Below are 14,033 nucleotides of genomic sequence, written 5' to 3'. Positions count from 1 at the left end.
ACCGCTTCTCTGTCTCATGTCGTCGGCTCTGAATTGCCTGTCAAAAACCTGCCGTATTTCCCTGTGGTGCCACTCTGACCTGCGGAGATGTTGTCCCGCTATCCCTCTGGCGGGCTTGTTTGTCTCGGGTGGAGGTTGACCGTCCATGGCGGGCTGCGGTTATGTTCTGGGTGTCGAGAACGGCGGGAGTTCGGAAACCGAATTCCCCTCACCGAAAGGATGTGAATCGAAATGCGCAAGTACAACAAGCCGGCTGCCAAGGGCATCGCCTCTGACACGCTCCTCAAGATCCTCGTCTGATGGCGGATCTCGTAATGCATCGTGCCGCGCCCGGTCCGCCGGGCGCGGCACGCGTACGTGAAGCACCAGTCCGGTACCCGAGATCGAGGTAGTTGTTATGTGCGGCCTGTCCGGAATTGCGCGCGTCGACGGACAGCACGTCGGCGAAGAAGCGGATGCCCTGCTGCGGCGGATGACGAGGGCGGTCGCCCACCGCGGCCCCGACGACGAGACCTTCCTGAGGTCGGGGCCCGTCGGTCTCGGCTTCGTACGCCTGTCCCTGGTCGCTCCGGAGAACGGCGCCCAGCCCCTGTCCACCGACGACGGGTCGCTCGTACTGATCGCCAACGGCGAGGTGTACAACCACCGGGAGCTGGCGGCCGGCCTGCCGGCGGGCACCAGGATGCGCACCGGGTCGGACTGCGAGGTCCTGCTGCACCTCTACCGGCGCGACGGCCTGAACTTCCTCGACAACGTCCGGGGCATGTTCTCGCTGGTCCTGTGGGACCGCGACCGCGGCCGCCTGATCATGGCCCGGGACCGGTTCGGCATCAAGCCGCTCTTCTACCACCTCAACCGCGAGCGCATCGTCTTCGGCTCGGAGATCAAGGCGCTGTTCGAGGACCGGGCCACCCCCCGGGAGCTCGACTGGGACGCCGCCCTCACCGACCAGATGGTCTCGCTGGCGCCGGTCACGGACGACAGCCCGGCCCACGCCTGGTTCCAGGGCATCGAGCTCGTCCCGGCCGCCTCCGTCGTCACCGTCGACCTGCGCGGCGGCTCCGTGGCCACCCACCGCTACTGGGACTTCCCCACCTACGACGGCACCTCGACCGCCTCGGAGGCCGAGCTGGTCGCCGACTACGGCCGCTACCTCGCCGAGAGCGTCGCCGAATGCCAGATGGCCGACACCGAGATCGGGCTGTTCCTCAGCGGCGGCATCGACTCCGCCGCCGTCGCCGCGCTCGCCGGCATCAAGCCCCACACCTTCACCGCGCTCAACGGCAGCACCCTGGGCAACGGGGACGCCGAGTCCGCGCACCGCATCGCGGCCCACCTGGGCCTGGCCAACGACCAGGTCCTCTTCCACGCCTCCCACACGCCGACGGTCGAGGAGTGGAAGCGACACCTGTGGCTGCTGGAGACCCCCCTCGCCGGCCCGGAGAGCTTCTACAAGTACGAGATGTACCGCTACGTCGCGGACACGGTGCCCTCCATCAAGGCCATGCTGCTGGGCGGCGGCGCCGACGAGTTCAACGGCGGCTACACCCGCTCCGTGGCCCGCGGCGGCGACTGGAACGACTTCCTCGCCAACGTCGGCGCCATGGGCGCGGCCCGCGACGCCGCGCTGCGCCCGGACCTCGCGGCGTGGTGGAACCGCCCCGGCGGCTCCCTGGTCAGCGACCGCTACCTGCGCGAGGCAGCGGGCGGCCCCTCCACCGACCCCTACGCCGCGCACTTCCGCTGGAAGTACCGCGACGTGCAGCAGTACAACTGCTGGCACGAGGACCGCACCGCGGCCGGCAGCGGCATCGAGGCCCGCGTGCCCTTCCTCGACCACCGGCTCGTCGAGCTCGTGGCGGCCGTGCCCGAGCGGCTGCGTCCCTCCCTGGTCTGGGACAAGCAGATCCTGCGCCGCTCCATGGCGGGCGTCCTGCCGCCCGAGTTCGCGCAGCGCCCCAAGGGGCCCTTCTTCTACGGACCGGGCGAGGCCCACACCTTCCGCGCCTTCGTGCGGATGCTCTCGCAGGACGGCGACCGTCTCGTCGAGGAGGCCCTGAGCGGCCCCGGCGCCCGCCACCACCTCGACGCCGACCGGGTCCGCGGCTACCTGCGCACCCTGCAGCGGGACCCGTCCCGCGGCCACGTCGAACTCCTGCTGCGGGTGGTCAACCTGGGGCTGCTGGAGCAGATGACCCTGGAGCGCCCCGCCCCGCACATCGACTCCGCGGCCGCCCCCGTGGCCCTTCGGGTACCCGTCGCCGACTGGGACGCCGAACGCGAGCTCGTCGAGGAGCAGGTGGTGCCCCGCGCCGAGCTCGACCCGTCCGGGGTGCTCGCCCTCGACGAGAGCGTCCTGCTGCTGTGCGACCCGGCCGAGCCCGCCCAGTGGTACCTCCTCGTCGACGGCACCACCGAGTACGTCCTGGACGCGGACGAGGACCCCGACTGGGTGCGCCTGCTGCGCGGCCTCGACGGCAAGCGGCCCCTGGCCGAGGTGCTGGCCGATCTCGACATCGAAGCCGCCGCCGTCGCCCCGCTGGTGGCCGAGTCCCTGGAACTGGGGCTGCTGACGGCCCGGGACCGGACGCACGCAGCCCCGATGAGCGCATGACCGGCCGGCTCGCCCGCCGGGAATCGACCCTCGTCCTCGGACCCTGGGAAGGACTTCACGTGAAGGCCCCACTGCACGACTGCCTCGAAACCCTCCAAGACAAGGGCCTGCTCCCCGCCGACCACCTCGCCGTCCTGTGCGTGGGCTCGATGGCGCGCGGCTGGGCCAACGAGACCAGCGACTACGACTTCAACGTGGTCACCCGCGGCCCCTGGCAGGGCGCGAGCGCCCGCACCGTCCCGGTGCCGCTGGTCCCGGGCACCATCCCCGCCGCCGCGTTCCACGTGAACGGCAAGCGGTGGGAGGTGAAGTACTGGATGGACTCCCAGGTCGACCAGATGATGGCGAAGGTCACCTGGGAGCAGTTCGAAGCCGGGACGACCACCGCCAAGGTCCTGATCGACGCGGAGGAGCTCTTCCTGGAGCGCCTGACCACCTGCGTCACCCTCAGCGGCGCCGGCTGGGTGCGGGGCCGCCGCCAGGCCCTGGAGGACTCCGCCTTCCGCGCCTTCGTCATCAGCCGCTCGCTGGCCGCCGCCGACGAGGCCGTCGAGGACGCGCTGGGCCAGCTCGGCGCCGCGGACGACGACAGCGCCGTGCTCTCCGCCCGGAAGGCGTACGGCCACACCGTCGACGCGCTCCTGGAGAGCCGCGGGGCCTACGGCTCGCGCACGCCCAAGTGGCGGGCGCGGCGCTTCCGCGAGGCGCAGCCCGTCGAGTTGTCCTACGAGGAGTACTGGGCCACGGAGACGATGCGCGACTTCAAGCCCGCCGATCCCGGCGCCTGGGTCACCTCGGTGATCCACCGGTGCCGTGAGCTGGCCCTGGACGTGGAGATCAGCTGATGGCCGATCACGTACTGACCGACGAGAGCGTCCCGCGCGTGGACATGGCCGCGCGGACGCGCAAGTACCGCGGCAAGCTCTACATCGCCGTCGAGGACCGGGCGCTGGAGCTCGACGAGACCGCCGAGTCGATCTTCCGCAAGATCGACGGCCGTTCCACCGTCCGTGCCATCGGCGAGGGACTGGCCGCGGAGTACGCGATCCCGGTGGACGACGCCGTCGCCGACGCCGCCGAGTTCATCGCGAGCCTGATCGACCACGGCGTCGTGGAGGCCGGCTCATGAGGACCGTCACCGCGACCTTCGCACGGCAGTGGACCACCACGCGCCGCGCCTACCCGTGGACGTACTTCACGGCGACCGTGATGCAGGGCGCCATCGTCATCGCCGTGGCCTACCTGATGTTCCACGAGGTGGCGGGCGGCCGGGTCGACCCCCTCTTCGGCAGCCGCACCGGCACCGGCGACTACCTCGGGTACGTGGCCATCGGAGCGATCGCCTCCGCCTTCACGCTGCGCATGCTGCTGTGGACGGCCAAGGCGATGATCACGGAGGAGCGCGAGGGCACGATCATCTCGCTCCTCGTGGCCCCCGCGGGGCGCGTCCCGTACCTGACCGGGTTCGTGCTGTTCGCCTTCACCAGCACCCTGCTGGAGGTCGCGAGCCTCACGCTGATCGCCGCCCTGCTCGGCGTCGGATTCCCCGCCGTCGACCCGCTCGGCCTGCTGCTGGCCACCGTGCTGTTCACGGCCGCGGCCTTCGGTCTCTCCCTCGCCCTGAACGTGGTGATGCTGCGCGCGGGGGAGGCACACGTCTCGCAGAACACCCTGTTCCTCGTGCTCTTCCTGGTGTGCGGATTCACCTTCCCCACGCAGTACCTGCCCACCGCCGTCCAGTGGTTCGCGGAGGCCTTCCCGGTCACCTCGGCCATGGACGTCCTGCGCGCGGCGCTCGGCGAGGGCTTCAGCCTCGCCGACGTGGCGGGCCGCAGCGCGGTCTGTCTCGCCGTCAGCGCGCTCTACATCGTGGCCGGGTTCCTGCTGCTGCCCCGCGCCGAACGCTCGGTCATGGAAAGGACCTTCTGAACGTGAGCGAGAACGAAGGCATCCGCACGTACGAGCTGACCAAGACCTTCTCCACCCGGGAGAGGATGTTCGGCCCGCGCCGGGTCAAGACCGCCGTCGACGGCCTGACCCTGAACATCCCCCGGGGCAGGGTCACCGGTCTGCTCGGCCTCAACGGGGCCGGGAAGACCACCACCATCAAGATGCTGTCGACGCTGCTGCGCCCCGACGGCGGTCGCGCCACCGTCGACGGAGTCGACCTGGTCGCCCGCCCCCGCGAGGTCCGCTCCCGGATCAACCTGATCGCGGGCGGCGAGCGCATGGTCTACGCACGGATGACCGGCCACGAGAACCTGCACTACTTCGGGCAGCTCTACGACGTGCCGCGCCAGGTCCTGCGCGAGCGGATCACCCACCTCCTCGATCTGGTCGGTCTCACCGACGCCGCGCACACCCCCGTCGAGCGGTACTCGCGGGGCATGACCCAGCGCCTGGCCATCGCCCGGGGCCTGATCAACGACCCCGACTACCTGCTGCTCGACGAGCCCACGCTCGGACTGGACGCGCCCATCGCCCGCGATCTGCGGGCCGTGGTCCGCTCCCTGGCGGACGACGGCAAGGGCGTGCTGCTGACCTCCCACTACCTCGCCGAGGTCGAGGAGCTGTGCGGTCACGTCTACGTGATCGCCGAGGGCACCCACCTGGCCGAGGGCAGCCCGGCGGAGCTGACCGCCCAGACCGGCTGCCACCACGCGGTCGAGGTGACCGTCCCCGGGCCCGGACCGGACGTCGTCACCGCGGTACGGGAGTTCGCCGCCGCCCGTGGCGCCGAGCTCCGCGAGGAGGCGGTGGAGCCCGACTGCGTGCGCTTCGCCGTGAGCCACCCCGAGGACATCGCCGGGTCCCTGGTCACGGCCGTGGTGGGAGCGGGGGGTTCGGTCCTCGGCCTGAGCGTCAAGGACCCCTCCCTGGAGGACGCCGTGATGCGCCTGAGCCGTCCGGCGGGCGCCGGCACGCGGCCGGAGTCGGAGCCGGCGGCGGGGCCCGCGGCCAGGTCCGCCACCGAGCCCGAGAAGGAGGCGGCGGCGGTATGAACGGCCACGTCCTGAGGATCCTGCGCGCCGAGGCCCTCAAGCAGCACCGCCGGATGAGCGGCAGCAAGCTGGTGTTCTTCTCCATGCTGCTCTGGCCGCTGCTCCAGCTGTCCACCACCTACTACACCGTCCTGCCGGTGGCCTTCGCCGGAACGGGTTCCGGATGGCGGGGCGTGGCGGACCCGGCCGAGCTGCTGGCCTTCCTGGCCACCGGGGCACTCGCCTTCTCCTGCTTCTACGCCCTGGTCCAGTCCGCGTGGCACTTCTCCTTCGAGCGGCAGACCGGGACGCTGGAACTGCTCTTCCTGACGCCCGCCAACCGGCTCGCGCTGGTCGTGGCCAACGGCATCGGAGCCCTCCTGCAGAACGCGTGGCTGTTCGTGTGCTTCGCGGTCGCCATGCTGGGAGCCACCGACGCCGTGCACCTGGCCCACCCGGCCATGCTGGCGGTCGTCTTCCTCGCCCTGATGCTCCCGGCCATCGCCTGGGGCGCGTTCCTGAACAGCCTGCTGATCTTCTCCCGTGACTCCGCGTTCCTCCACACGCTCTTCGACGAGCCGATGAGGTTCCTGTCGGGGGCGCAGGTCCCCACCTTCGCCCTCCCGGTCGGCGCCGCGGCCATCGGCGGCCTGTTCCCCCTGACCATCAGCCTGGACCTGGTACGGGCGGCGCTGATCGAGGGCGCGGAACTGACCGCCCTCCTGCCCCGCCTCGGCCGGCTCCTGGCCATGACCGCGGCCCTGGTCGCACTGGCCGCCGTACTGCTCAAGGCAGGCGAACGGCGTGCCATGCGCACCGGACAGCTGCGCCTGTTCTGAGAGGAGGCCGGCATGTGCGGAACCGTTGGAATGTTCGTGGGCTGCACGGCCCTGACGTTCTGCCCCAAACAGCTGCTGCTGGACGGGGCCGCCCCGGCGGCCGGGCCCGAGACCCCGCAGCCGCAGCCGCAGCCGCAGCCGCAGCCGCAGCCGGAGCCCGAGGCAGCGGCGGCGCCGGCCGAGGACGACGGCGGCTACCGCAGTCCCTTCCGCACCTGGTACGAGCGGGCGAGCGTGCGCAGCAACCCCAGGAGGATGCTCGACAGCTCCGAGATCGAGGACAAGCGCCGGTACTTCTCCCCGGAGCTGGTACCGGTGGCGCGGCACCCGCTGATCGCCGAGCTGCCCGGGCAGGTCTACGACGAGGTGCTCGTCCAGCACCTCTACCGCTACCTCGACTTCACGGCGAAGCTGGAGTACCTGGTCGTCAACCGCACCGTCCTCGGCATCGCCCACGGCTCGGTGGGCGTTCCCGTGCCCGAGGCGATGCGCCTGGACGCCTTCAAGATGTACTGCGACGAGGCCTATCACGCGCTGTTCTCCGCGGACCTCGCCGACCAGGTGCGCCGGACCACCGACATCACCCCCAGGCTGCCCGCCCGGCCCTTCTTCCTCCAGCGGCTGGACGAGGTCTCCGAGGCCCTGCCCGCCGGACAGCGGCCGCTGGCGGAGCTGCTGTTCGTGATCGTCTCCGAGACACTGATCTCCGCGAGCCTCGCCGAAGTACCGCACAGCGCCGAGGTGTTCTCGGCGGTCAGCGGCGCCATCCGCGACCACGCCATCGACGAGGGCCGCCACCACGCCTACTTCGCGCACTTCCTGCGGCGCCTGTGGGACGTCCTCGACCCGGCCGGCAGGCGGGCGGCCGGGGTCCTCGTGCCCCGGCTGATGGACGCCTTCCTGCGCCCGGACCTGCCCGCCCTGCGCGGGGAGCTCGCCGGGTACGGGCTGACGCGCGACGAGGTGCGCCAGGTCGTCTCGGAGGTCTACGCACCCGGGGTCGTGGCCGCGCACGCGCGCGCCACCTCCCAGCAGACCATGCGCTACTTCACCGAGCTCGGTGCCTTCGACGGCGCCGAGGCGCAGGACGAGCTCCACCGGTACGGGCTGCGCGACTGACACCGGCGGGGCGGACGTGACCCGGACACGGGTGAGGGGCGCAGCGGCTTCACGGCCGCTGCGCCCCTCGGGCGTTCTCAGGAGGCGAGGCGGAAGCGGGGTTCGGCGCCCGTCAGCACCGTCTCCCGGGTCACGGTCACCCGTACGACGCCCGCCATCGAGGGGACGTCGTACATGACGGCGATGAGGGCCTCGTCCAGGATGGCCCGCAGGCCGCGCGCGCCGGTGCCCCGTTCGATCGCCAGGTCGGCCACCGCGCCGAGCGCGTCGTCGTCGAAGGCGAGCTCCACACCGTCCAGTTCGAAGAGCTTGCGGTACTGGCGCACCAGGGAGTTCTTCGGCTCGGTCAGGATCCGCAGCAGTGCCTCGCGGTCCAGCGGGGCCACCGAGGTGATCATGGGGAGGCGGCCGATCAGCTCCGGGATCATGCCGAACTTGACCAGGTCCTCCGGGGTGACGTCCGCGAAGAGGTCCTCGGACACGCTCTCCTGGCGGGACCGCACCCGGCCCGCGAAGCCGATGCCCTTGGCGCCCGTACGGGCCTCCACGATCCGCTCCAGGCCGGCGAACGCGCCGCCCACGATGAACAGGATGCCGGTGGTGTCGAGTTGGATGCCCTCCTGCGCGGTGCGGCTGCGGCTGCCCTGGAGGGCCCCCGTGCCGCCGCCGCCCGGGGTGAGGGTGACGACGGAGCCTTCGAGCACCTTCAGGAGGGATTGCTGGACTCCCTCACCGGACACATCACGTGAGACAGCTCCGCCGTCGCCGCGGCGGGCGATCTTGTCGATCTCGTCGATGTAGATGATGCCGCGCTCCGCTTTGCGGGGATCGCCGTCGGCCGCCTGCACCAGCTTCATCAGCAGGCCGTCGACGTCCTCGCCGACGTAGCCGGCCTCGGTCAGTCCGGTGGCGTCGGCGACGGCGAAGGGCACGTCGAGCATGCGGGCCAGGGACTGGGTCAGGAGCGTCTTGCCGGAGCCGGTGGGTCCGAGCAGCAGGATGTTCGACTTCGACAGTTCCACGCCGTCGTCCGCCGCCGCGTCCGCGGACCGTACCCGCTTGTAGTGGTTGTAGACCGCCACGGAAAGCGAACGCTTCGCGCGGTCCTGTCCCACGACATATGTGTCCAGGAATGCCCGTATCTCATGTGGCTTGGGGAGTCCGCCCAGCGCGGAAAGGGATTTCGCATTCCGCTCTTCGGCCACGACTTCGGCGCACAGGTCCACGCAGCTGTGGCAGATGTGTATTTCCGGACCCGAGATCATGCGTCCGGTCGCTTCTTGAGTCTGCTGGCAGAAACCGCAGGTCAGAGGTGCTTTGTGAGTGCTGGTGGCGGGCATTTCGAGGCTCCGTCGCAGGATGTGGAAGATACGGGGAAGACGCCGTCATCGGGCCGTCGGCAATGGCGCGAAGCGCTTCGGAATGAGCCGGCGCGGGCGTCTGATTGCTGCTCCCGACTATCCGACACCATCGCGGTCCGGGTTGTCACTCTGGCAGTATGCGGATGACGGGATCAAAGCATTCGAGGAGTCACATGACTGCGGTATCCAGCATCATCGGCCGTGAGGTCGTCGACAGCCGAGGCAATCCGACCGTCGAGGTCGACGTGCACCTCGCCGACGGTTCGTTCGGCCGGGCGGCCGTCCCTTCGGGCGCCTCCACCGGTGCCGGCGAGGCGGTCGAACTGCGCGACGGCGACCAGGGCCGATTCCACGGCAAGGGGGTGCGCAAGGCGGTCGACGCGGTGAACGGGCCGATCGCGGAAGCCCTGCGCGGTGTCGATGCGGAGAACCAGTCGCTCGTCGACCAGATCATGATCGAGCTCGACGGGACCCCGGACAAGGGCCGGTTCGGCGCCAACGCCATCCTCGGCGTCTCCCTGGCCACCGTGAAGGCGGCCGCCGCCGCCCACCGGCTGCCCCTGTACCGCTACGTCGGCGGTGTGGCCGCCCGGCAGCTGCCGGTCCCGATGATGAACATCATCAACGGCGGTGCCCACGCGGACAATCCGATCGACTTCCAGGAGTTCATGATCGCGCCCGTCGGCGCGCAGAACTTCACCGAAGCGGTCCGGATGGGCTCCGAGGTCTTCCACACCCTGCGCAAGTCGCTGGCCGCCGCCGGCCACAACACCGCGGTCGGCGACGAGGGCGGCTTCGCCCCCAACCTCCGCTCCGCCGACGAGGCGCTCGCGTTCATCGTCCGCGCGATCGAGGAGACCGGCTACACGCCGGGCCAGGACATATCCCTCGTCCTGGACCCGGCCACCTCGGAGTTCTTCCGGGACGGCGTCTACGACTACGCGGGCGAGGGCGTCAAGCGCTCGGTCGAGGAGCACATCGCGTACCTCGACGAACTGGTCTCCCGCTACCCCATCGCCTCCATCGAGGACCCGATGGCCGAGGACGACTTCGAGGGCTGGAAGCAGCTGACCGCCCTGCTGGGCGACAAGATCCAGCTCACCGGCGACGACGTCTTCTGCACCGACGTCAAGCGCCTGCGCGAGGGCATCAGCGGCGGCTACGCCAACTCGATCCTGGTGAAGGTCAACCAGATCGGCACGCTCACCGAGACCCTGTCCACGGTCGAGACCGCCCACAAGGCCGGCTACACCGTGGTGATGTCCCACCGCTCCGGCGAGACCGAGGACACCACGATCGCGGACCTGGCCGTCGCCACCAACTGCGGCCAGATCAAGACCGGTTCGCTGTCCCGTTCGGACCGGACGGCCAAGTACAACCAGCTGATCCGGATCGAGGAAGAGCTCGGTTCCCAGGCCGTCTACCCGGGAGCCGCCGTCCTGCGCGTCAGGCACTGACCGCAGCGGCGGGCATCCAACGGGGGCGGGCGCGCATCGCGTCCGCCCCCGTCCCGTCCCAACCGAGGAAGGCTTCACCTCTCATGCCCCTGGCCATCGGTTCCTACGAGAACCTGTCCGCGCTGGCGGACGAGGCCGGTCTGCTCAACCTGGCCTGGACCCAGGACGAGCAGCCCCTGCTCAAGGCGGACCTCCGCGGCCTCGTCGCCGCCGAACTCGCCGAGGAGGCGGCCGGGGGACTGCCCCACGTCGGGGACTACCTGGTCAAGGACCCCTACGGCGAGGGGCTGTTGGGCGAGACCGTCGCCCGCTACTTCGGTCGCCCGGGCTGGAACGCCTCGGTCACCTGCGGGGCCGGTGTCGGACCCCTGCTGCACGGCCTCGCCGGACTGGCCCGCAACGGCACCGTCCACGTCGTCACCGACGTCTACCCCGACTTCCCGCACTGGGTGCGCTCGGTGGGCGGCCGCTGCCTGCCGCAGGGCGAGGGCGGGCCGCCCTCGGTCCTGCTGCTGGAACGGCCCGCCCTGTCCGGCGGCGGCTTCGACGACCTCGAAGCGGTACGGGAGCTGTGCGCGCGCGCCGAACGGGCCGGGGCGGTGGTGCTGGTGGACGAGTCCAACGCCAACTACTGCCCGCCGGAGTACAGCGCGGCCAACCTGGCCCCCGCCGTCGCCGGTCTGGTCGTCGTACGCGGCTTGTCCAAGGCGTACGGGCTCGGTGGCGTCCGGCTGGGCTACGCGGTCGCCTCCGCCGCCCTGACGGCCCGGGTCCGCGCGGTGGTACCGCCCCTGCAGCCCTCCTCGCTCTCCCTGCGCCTGGGGCGCCGCGTCCTGGAGCTCGGTGACGTCACGGGCCCGCTGCGCGCCCGGATCGCGGATGTCCGCCCCCGGGTCCGCGCGCTGCTGTCCGCATCCGGCCTCGCCTCGGCGACCGAGGCGGCGTCCCACCTGCCGTACGTCCTGGTGCCCGAGGACCCCGAGGGGGCCGTCGCCCACCTCCGCGAACGCGGAGTCCAGGCGAAGGCCCACCCGGTGTGGTCCTCCCGCTCCGGGGAACCGACGCGCACGGCCCGGGTCAGCGTGCCGCTCGACCCGTCGCGGACGGCCGAGCTGGAACGCCGGCTGAGCATCCCGGAATGACCCGAGCGCTAGTCGGGCGTGGCGGGCAGGTACCCGAGCTGCACGGCGCGTACGGCCGCCTGGAAGCGGTTGCGCACGTTCAGATCGGCCAGCAGCCCGGTCACGATCCGCCGCACGGTGCGGGTGGAGATCGCCATGCTGGTGGCGATGGATTCGTCGGTACGGCCTTCGGCCATCATCATCAGCACCGCGAGCTGCTGGCGGCTGAGCGTGGTCTTCTCGCCGCGGACCGCGGGCCCGAGCGGCTCGGCGGACTGCCAGACGTGGTCGAAGAGCGAGCACAGCAGGGCCAGCAGCCCGGAGTTGGTGATGAGCGCCGCGCCCGCGCCGGTGTCGCCGGTGTTGGTGGCGACCAGGGCCGTCCTGCGGTCGACGATGACGACGCGGTTGGGCAGGGTCGGGACGGTCCGCACCTGTGCCCCCGCGCTCTCCAGCCACAGCGCGTGCTCGAAGCTGGGCTGGTCCCGCCGGATGCTGTCGAGGTAGATCGTCTTTATTTCGACTCCGCGGTCCAGGGCTTGCTGGTTCAGCGGTCTCGACGCCTTCATGTTTTCCGGAGTCTGGGGGCCGCCGGGGGCAAATCCCCAGAGTTCCCGCTCCACCTCGCTGGTCACCAGTTCCAGCTGGTCGCGAATGGCGTCGATACCGCTCAAGAACCGCACGCCGGCCGCCGAAGCGGGCTGGACGACATCCGCGTATTCGGCGATCAGCTCCGCGGCCGCCGCGCGTGTGGCTTCCATCTTCTGCTGCTGCGCCATGAGCTCGGCCTGCTGGCGCGCGAGCAGGATCTCCATGCCCAGTCTGGGATCCACCGCCCGCATCCCCGACCGGTCGCCCCCGGAACTCCGGACCAGGGCCAGGGCGCTGAGCCGGGCCAACGCGTCCCGCACCACGTCGTCGGCCAGTCCCAGACGTGCCGACAGTTCGGCGATTCCGTCATGCGGATGAGCCAACTTCCCCCGATACACGGCCTCGGTCACCGCATCGAGTCCGAGTCCAGTAAACATCTGTCACTTCCCCCCTATTGCTCACTGTTCCGCAATGCGCACGAAAAAGTCGATGCAGGCTAACCGAGGTGCTTCGCAGAGCGAAAGAAGTGGAGGAAGTGTCCGGATACATCCATTGACACGCACCTAGATTCCTCCAAAGGATTTCCATGTACCTCGTACATATCCACCTCCAGCCCCCGTCGGACGGCATTTCCCTGCCTCCGGGGACGCCGGAGCTGGTGACGGTCGCGGCCCCCGAGGAGGCGGGCCTCGAACTCGCCGTGCTGCACGCCGACGTCGAGCCGCATCCGGTCCTGGGGCTCTATGTGCGCGCTCCGAGCCTGGAGGCCGCCGAGGGCCGGGCGTGTGAGATCTGGCAGAGGTCGTTTCAGGCCCATCCGGTACTGCGCCGGTGGTCGCTCATCAAGGCGGAGGTACCCCTCCTGCTCCCGGATTCCGCATGGTGAGACCGTCATGTCCCGTTGCGGACATGGCCACCATGCCCCCCCGCCACCCCCTTCAACACGGGTCGATTACTGGCCAGACTTTGAATCAACAGCTTGTTGAAACGGGAGAGCAATCACATGAACCTGCAGTCGAACTTCATCCGATTCGCCGTCGCTTTCGCCTCCACCGCCGCCGCCGGAGTCCTCTTCCTCGCGGCCCAGGCCACGGACACCTCCGCCCCCCGCGACCAGGCCGGCGTCCAGGCCCAGCAGGCCGAGCCCGCGCCCCAGGCGACCGTCGGCGAAGAGATCGGCTGGCAGTGACCGGTCCCTCCCCGCGTCCGCAACGGCATCCGCACCCGCGCCCCGTACGGGAGCGCTCGGCAGTCGAAGGAGAGACATGAACGGCGAGCTGACCCCGCGCCCGGCCCGCACCGTCGCGGCCGGCAACCTCGGGCTTCGGCCCGATCGCACGGTCCGGCGTCCGACGGCGCCGGTGCAGGTCGCCAGAACGGCGGTGCTGCCGACGGCCCCGAGCGCGGGGCGGTTCGCCTGGCTGTCCCCGATGATGCTCTGGCCGCTCGCCCGGCGCCTCGTGCCGCAGGGCACGGTCCGTCCGCAGGGCGGCGGGACCCAGCGCTCCGACGAGGAAGCCCTCTTCGCGGCCATCGTCTACGTGCTCGTCAGTGACGTCCCCTGGCGGGCACTGCCCAAGTCCTTCCCGGTGTCCTGGCAGAACACCCACCGCCGGGCCGCCCAGTGGACCGAGGCCGGCCTGTGGGACCTGATGCGCGAGGCCGCCCGTGGCCCGCAGGTCCCCCAGCAGGTCAAGGAGTGGGCCGGCGAGATCGCCAGGATGGCGCAGAGCCGCCTGAGCCACTCCGCCGCCGCCCCCGAACCGGTGCCCGCCGCCGCGGCACCGCTGCGCGTGGCCAGGACCCGGTCGCGGGTCCTCGAACCGGGCCTGCGCGTGCGCACCCAGGCCGACTTCAACGCGGCGCGCATCTTCGGGTCCGGCCACGCCGGGGGACAGCACGCCGGGCGGGTCGTCCGGGGGGCCTGACCGGAAGGCCGTCCGACTTTCG

Annotated in this window: 14 protein-coding genes; 12 read left to right on the top strand and 2 right to left on the bottom strand. The window is 70.8% G+C overall.

The window, feature by feature from the left end; all coding sequences use genetic code 11:
* Positions 1-397: 397 nt before the first annotated feature.
* From asnB to ACIQ5Y_RS05130, 7 genes are read left to right on the top strand one after another with little or no spacing between them, the layout of a single operon-like run.
* Positions 398-2,614 (top strand): asparagine synthase (glutamine-hydrolyzing), encoded by a 2,217-nt coding sequence (gene asnB / locus ACIQ5Y_RS05160; protein ID WP_403875110.1) that lies wholly within the window; start codon positions 398-400, stop codon positions 2,612-2,614.
* Between the two features lie 59 nt (positions 2,615-2,673).
* On the top strand, positions 2,674-3,459 hold the full coding sequence (locus tag ACIQ5Y_RS05155) for a hypothetical protein (protein ID WP_403875108.1): 786 nt from the start codon (positions 2,674-2,676) through the stop codon (positions 3,457-3,459).
* The gene (locus ACIQ5Y_RS05150) at positions 3,459-3,743 is read left to right on the top strand and encodes a PqqD family protein (RefSeq protein WP_403875106.1); all 285 of its coding nucleotides are present in this window, start codon (positions 3,459-3,461) and stop codon (positions 3,741-3,743) included. The genes ACIQ5Y_RS05155 and ACIQ5Y_RS05150 overlap by 1 nt, the downstream gene beginning before the upstream one ends.
* Positions 3,740-4,543, top strand: a complete 804-nt coding sequence (locus tag ACIQ5Y_RS05145; RefSeq protein WP_403875104.1) for an ABC transporter permease — start codon at positions 3,740-3,742, stop codon at positions 4,541-4,543. The genes ACIQ5Y_RS05150 and ACIQ5Y_RS05145 overlap by 4 nt, the downstream gene beginning before the upstream one ends.
* Positions 4,544-4,545: 2 nt before the next feature.
* The gene (locus ACIQ5Y_RS05140) at positions 4,546-5,616 is read left to right on the top strand and encodes an ABC transporter ATP-binding protein (protein ID WP_403875102.1); all 1,071 of its coding nucleotides are present in this window, start codon (positions 4,546-4,548) and stop codon (positions 5,614-5,616) included.
* Positions 5,613-6,434, top strand: a complete 822-nt coding sequence (locus ACIQ5Y_RS05135) for an ABC transporter permease (protein ID WP_403875100.1) — start codon at positions 5,613-5,615, stop codon at positions 6,432-6,434. Before ACIQ5Y_RS05140 ends, ACIQ5Y_RS05135 begins: the two co-directional genes overlap by 4 nt.
* A 12-nt stretch (positions 6,435-6,446) precedes the next feature.
* Positions 6,447-7,553: a diiron oxygenase gene (locus tag ACIQ5Y_RS05130; RefSeq protein ID WP_403875098.1), complete on the top strand. Its 1,107-nt coding sequence runs from the start codon at positions 6,447-6,449 to the stop codon at positions 7,551-7,553.
* A gap of 77 nt (positions 7,554-7,630) precedes the next feature.
* Here ACIQ5Y_RS05130 and clpX read toward each other — a convergent pair whose 3' ends face one another.
* Positions 7,631-8,893, bottom strand: coding sequence for an ATP-dependent Clp protease ATP-binding subunit ClpX (gene clpX / locus ACIQ5Y_RS05125; protein ID WP_403875097.1), 1,263 nt, complete (start codon positions 8,891-8,893; stop codon positions 7,631-7,633).
* A gap of 194 nt (positions 8,894-9,087) precedes the next feature.
* On the opposite strand from clpX, the gene eno reads away from it, so the two are divergent.
* Both eno and ACIQ5Y_RS05115 read left to right on the top strand, forming a co-directional pair.
* Positions 9,088-10,371: a phosphopyruvate hydratase gene (gene eno, locus ACIQ5Y_RS05120; RefSeq protein WP_403875095.1), complete on the top strand. Its 1,284-nt coding sequence runs from the start codon at positions 9,088-9,090 to the stop codon at positions 10,369-10,371.
* A gap of 83 nt (positions 10,372-10,454) precedes the next feature.
* A complete protein-coding gene (locus ACIQ5Y_RS05115; RefSeq protein WP_403875093.1) occupies positions 10,455-11,513 on the top strand; it encodes an aminotransferase class I/II-fold pyridoxal phosphate-dependent enzyme in 1,059 nt (352 codons plus the stop codon).
* Positions 11,514-11,521: 8 nt separating this feature from the next.
* Here the strand turns inward: ACIQ5Y_RS05115 and ACIQ5Y_RS05110 are convergent, their stop codons facing one another.
* Positions 11,522-12,466, bottom strand: a complete 945-nt coding sequence (locus ACIQ5Y_RS05110; protein ID WP_403875091.1) for a LuxR C-terminal-related transcriptional regulator — start codon at positions 12,464-12,466, stop codon at positions 11,522-11,524.
* A gap of 203 nt (positions 12,467-12,669) precedes the next feature.
* Here ACIQ5Y_RS05110 and ACIQ5Y_RS05105 point away from each other — a divergent pair, with 203 nt between their 5' ends.
* The 3 genes from ACIQ5Y_RS05105 (at position 12,670) to ACIQ5Y_RS05095 (ending at position 14,011) form a co-directional block, all read left to right on the top strand.
* The gene (locus tag ACIQ5Y_RS05105) at positions 12,670-12,969 is read left to right on the top strand and encodes a hypothetical protein (protein ID WP_403875089.1); all 300 of its coding nucleotides are present in this window, start codon (positions 12,670-12,672) and stop codon (positions 12,967-12,969) included.
* Positions 12,970-13,086: 117 nt separating this feature from the next.
* Complete coding sequence (locus ACIQ5Y_RS05100) at positions 13,087-13,272, top strand: hypothetical protein (protein WP_403875087.1); 186 nt, start codon at positions 13,087-13,089, stop codon at positions 13,270-13,272.
* 76 nt (positions 13,273-13,348) lie between these two features.
* The gene (locus tag ACIQ5Y_RS05095; protein WP_403875085.1) at positions 13,349-14,011 is read left to right on the top strand and encodes a transposase; all 663 of its coding nucleotides are present in this window, start codon (positions 13,349-13,351) and stop codon (positions 14,009-14,011) included.
* Positions 14,012-14,033: the final 22 nt, after the last annotated feature.

The sequence above is a fragment of the Streptomyces sp. NPDC096339 genome (assembly GCF_044762985.1).
Classification (GTDB): domain Bacteria; phylum Actinomycetota; class Actinomycetes; order Streptomycetales; family Streptomycetaceae; genus Streptomyces.
Note: the sequence above shows the minus strand (reverse complement) of the source record. Positions and strands in the feature narration are given on the sequence as shown.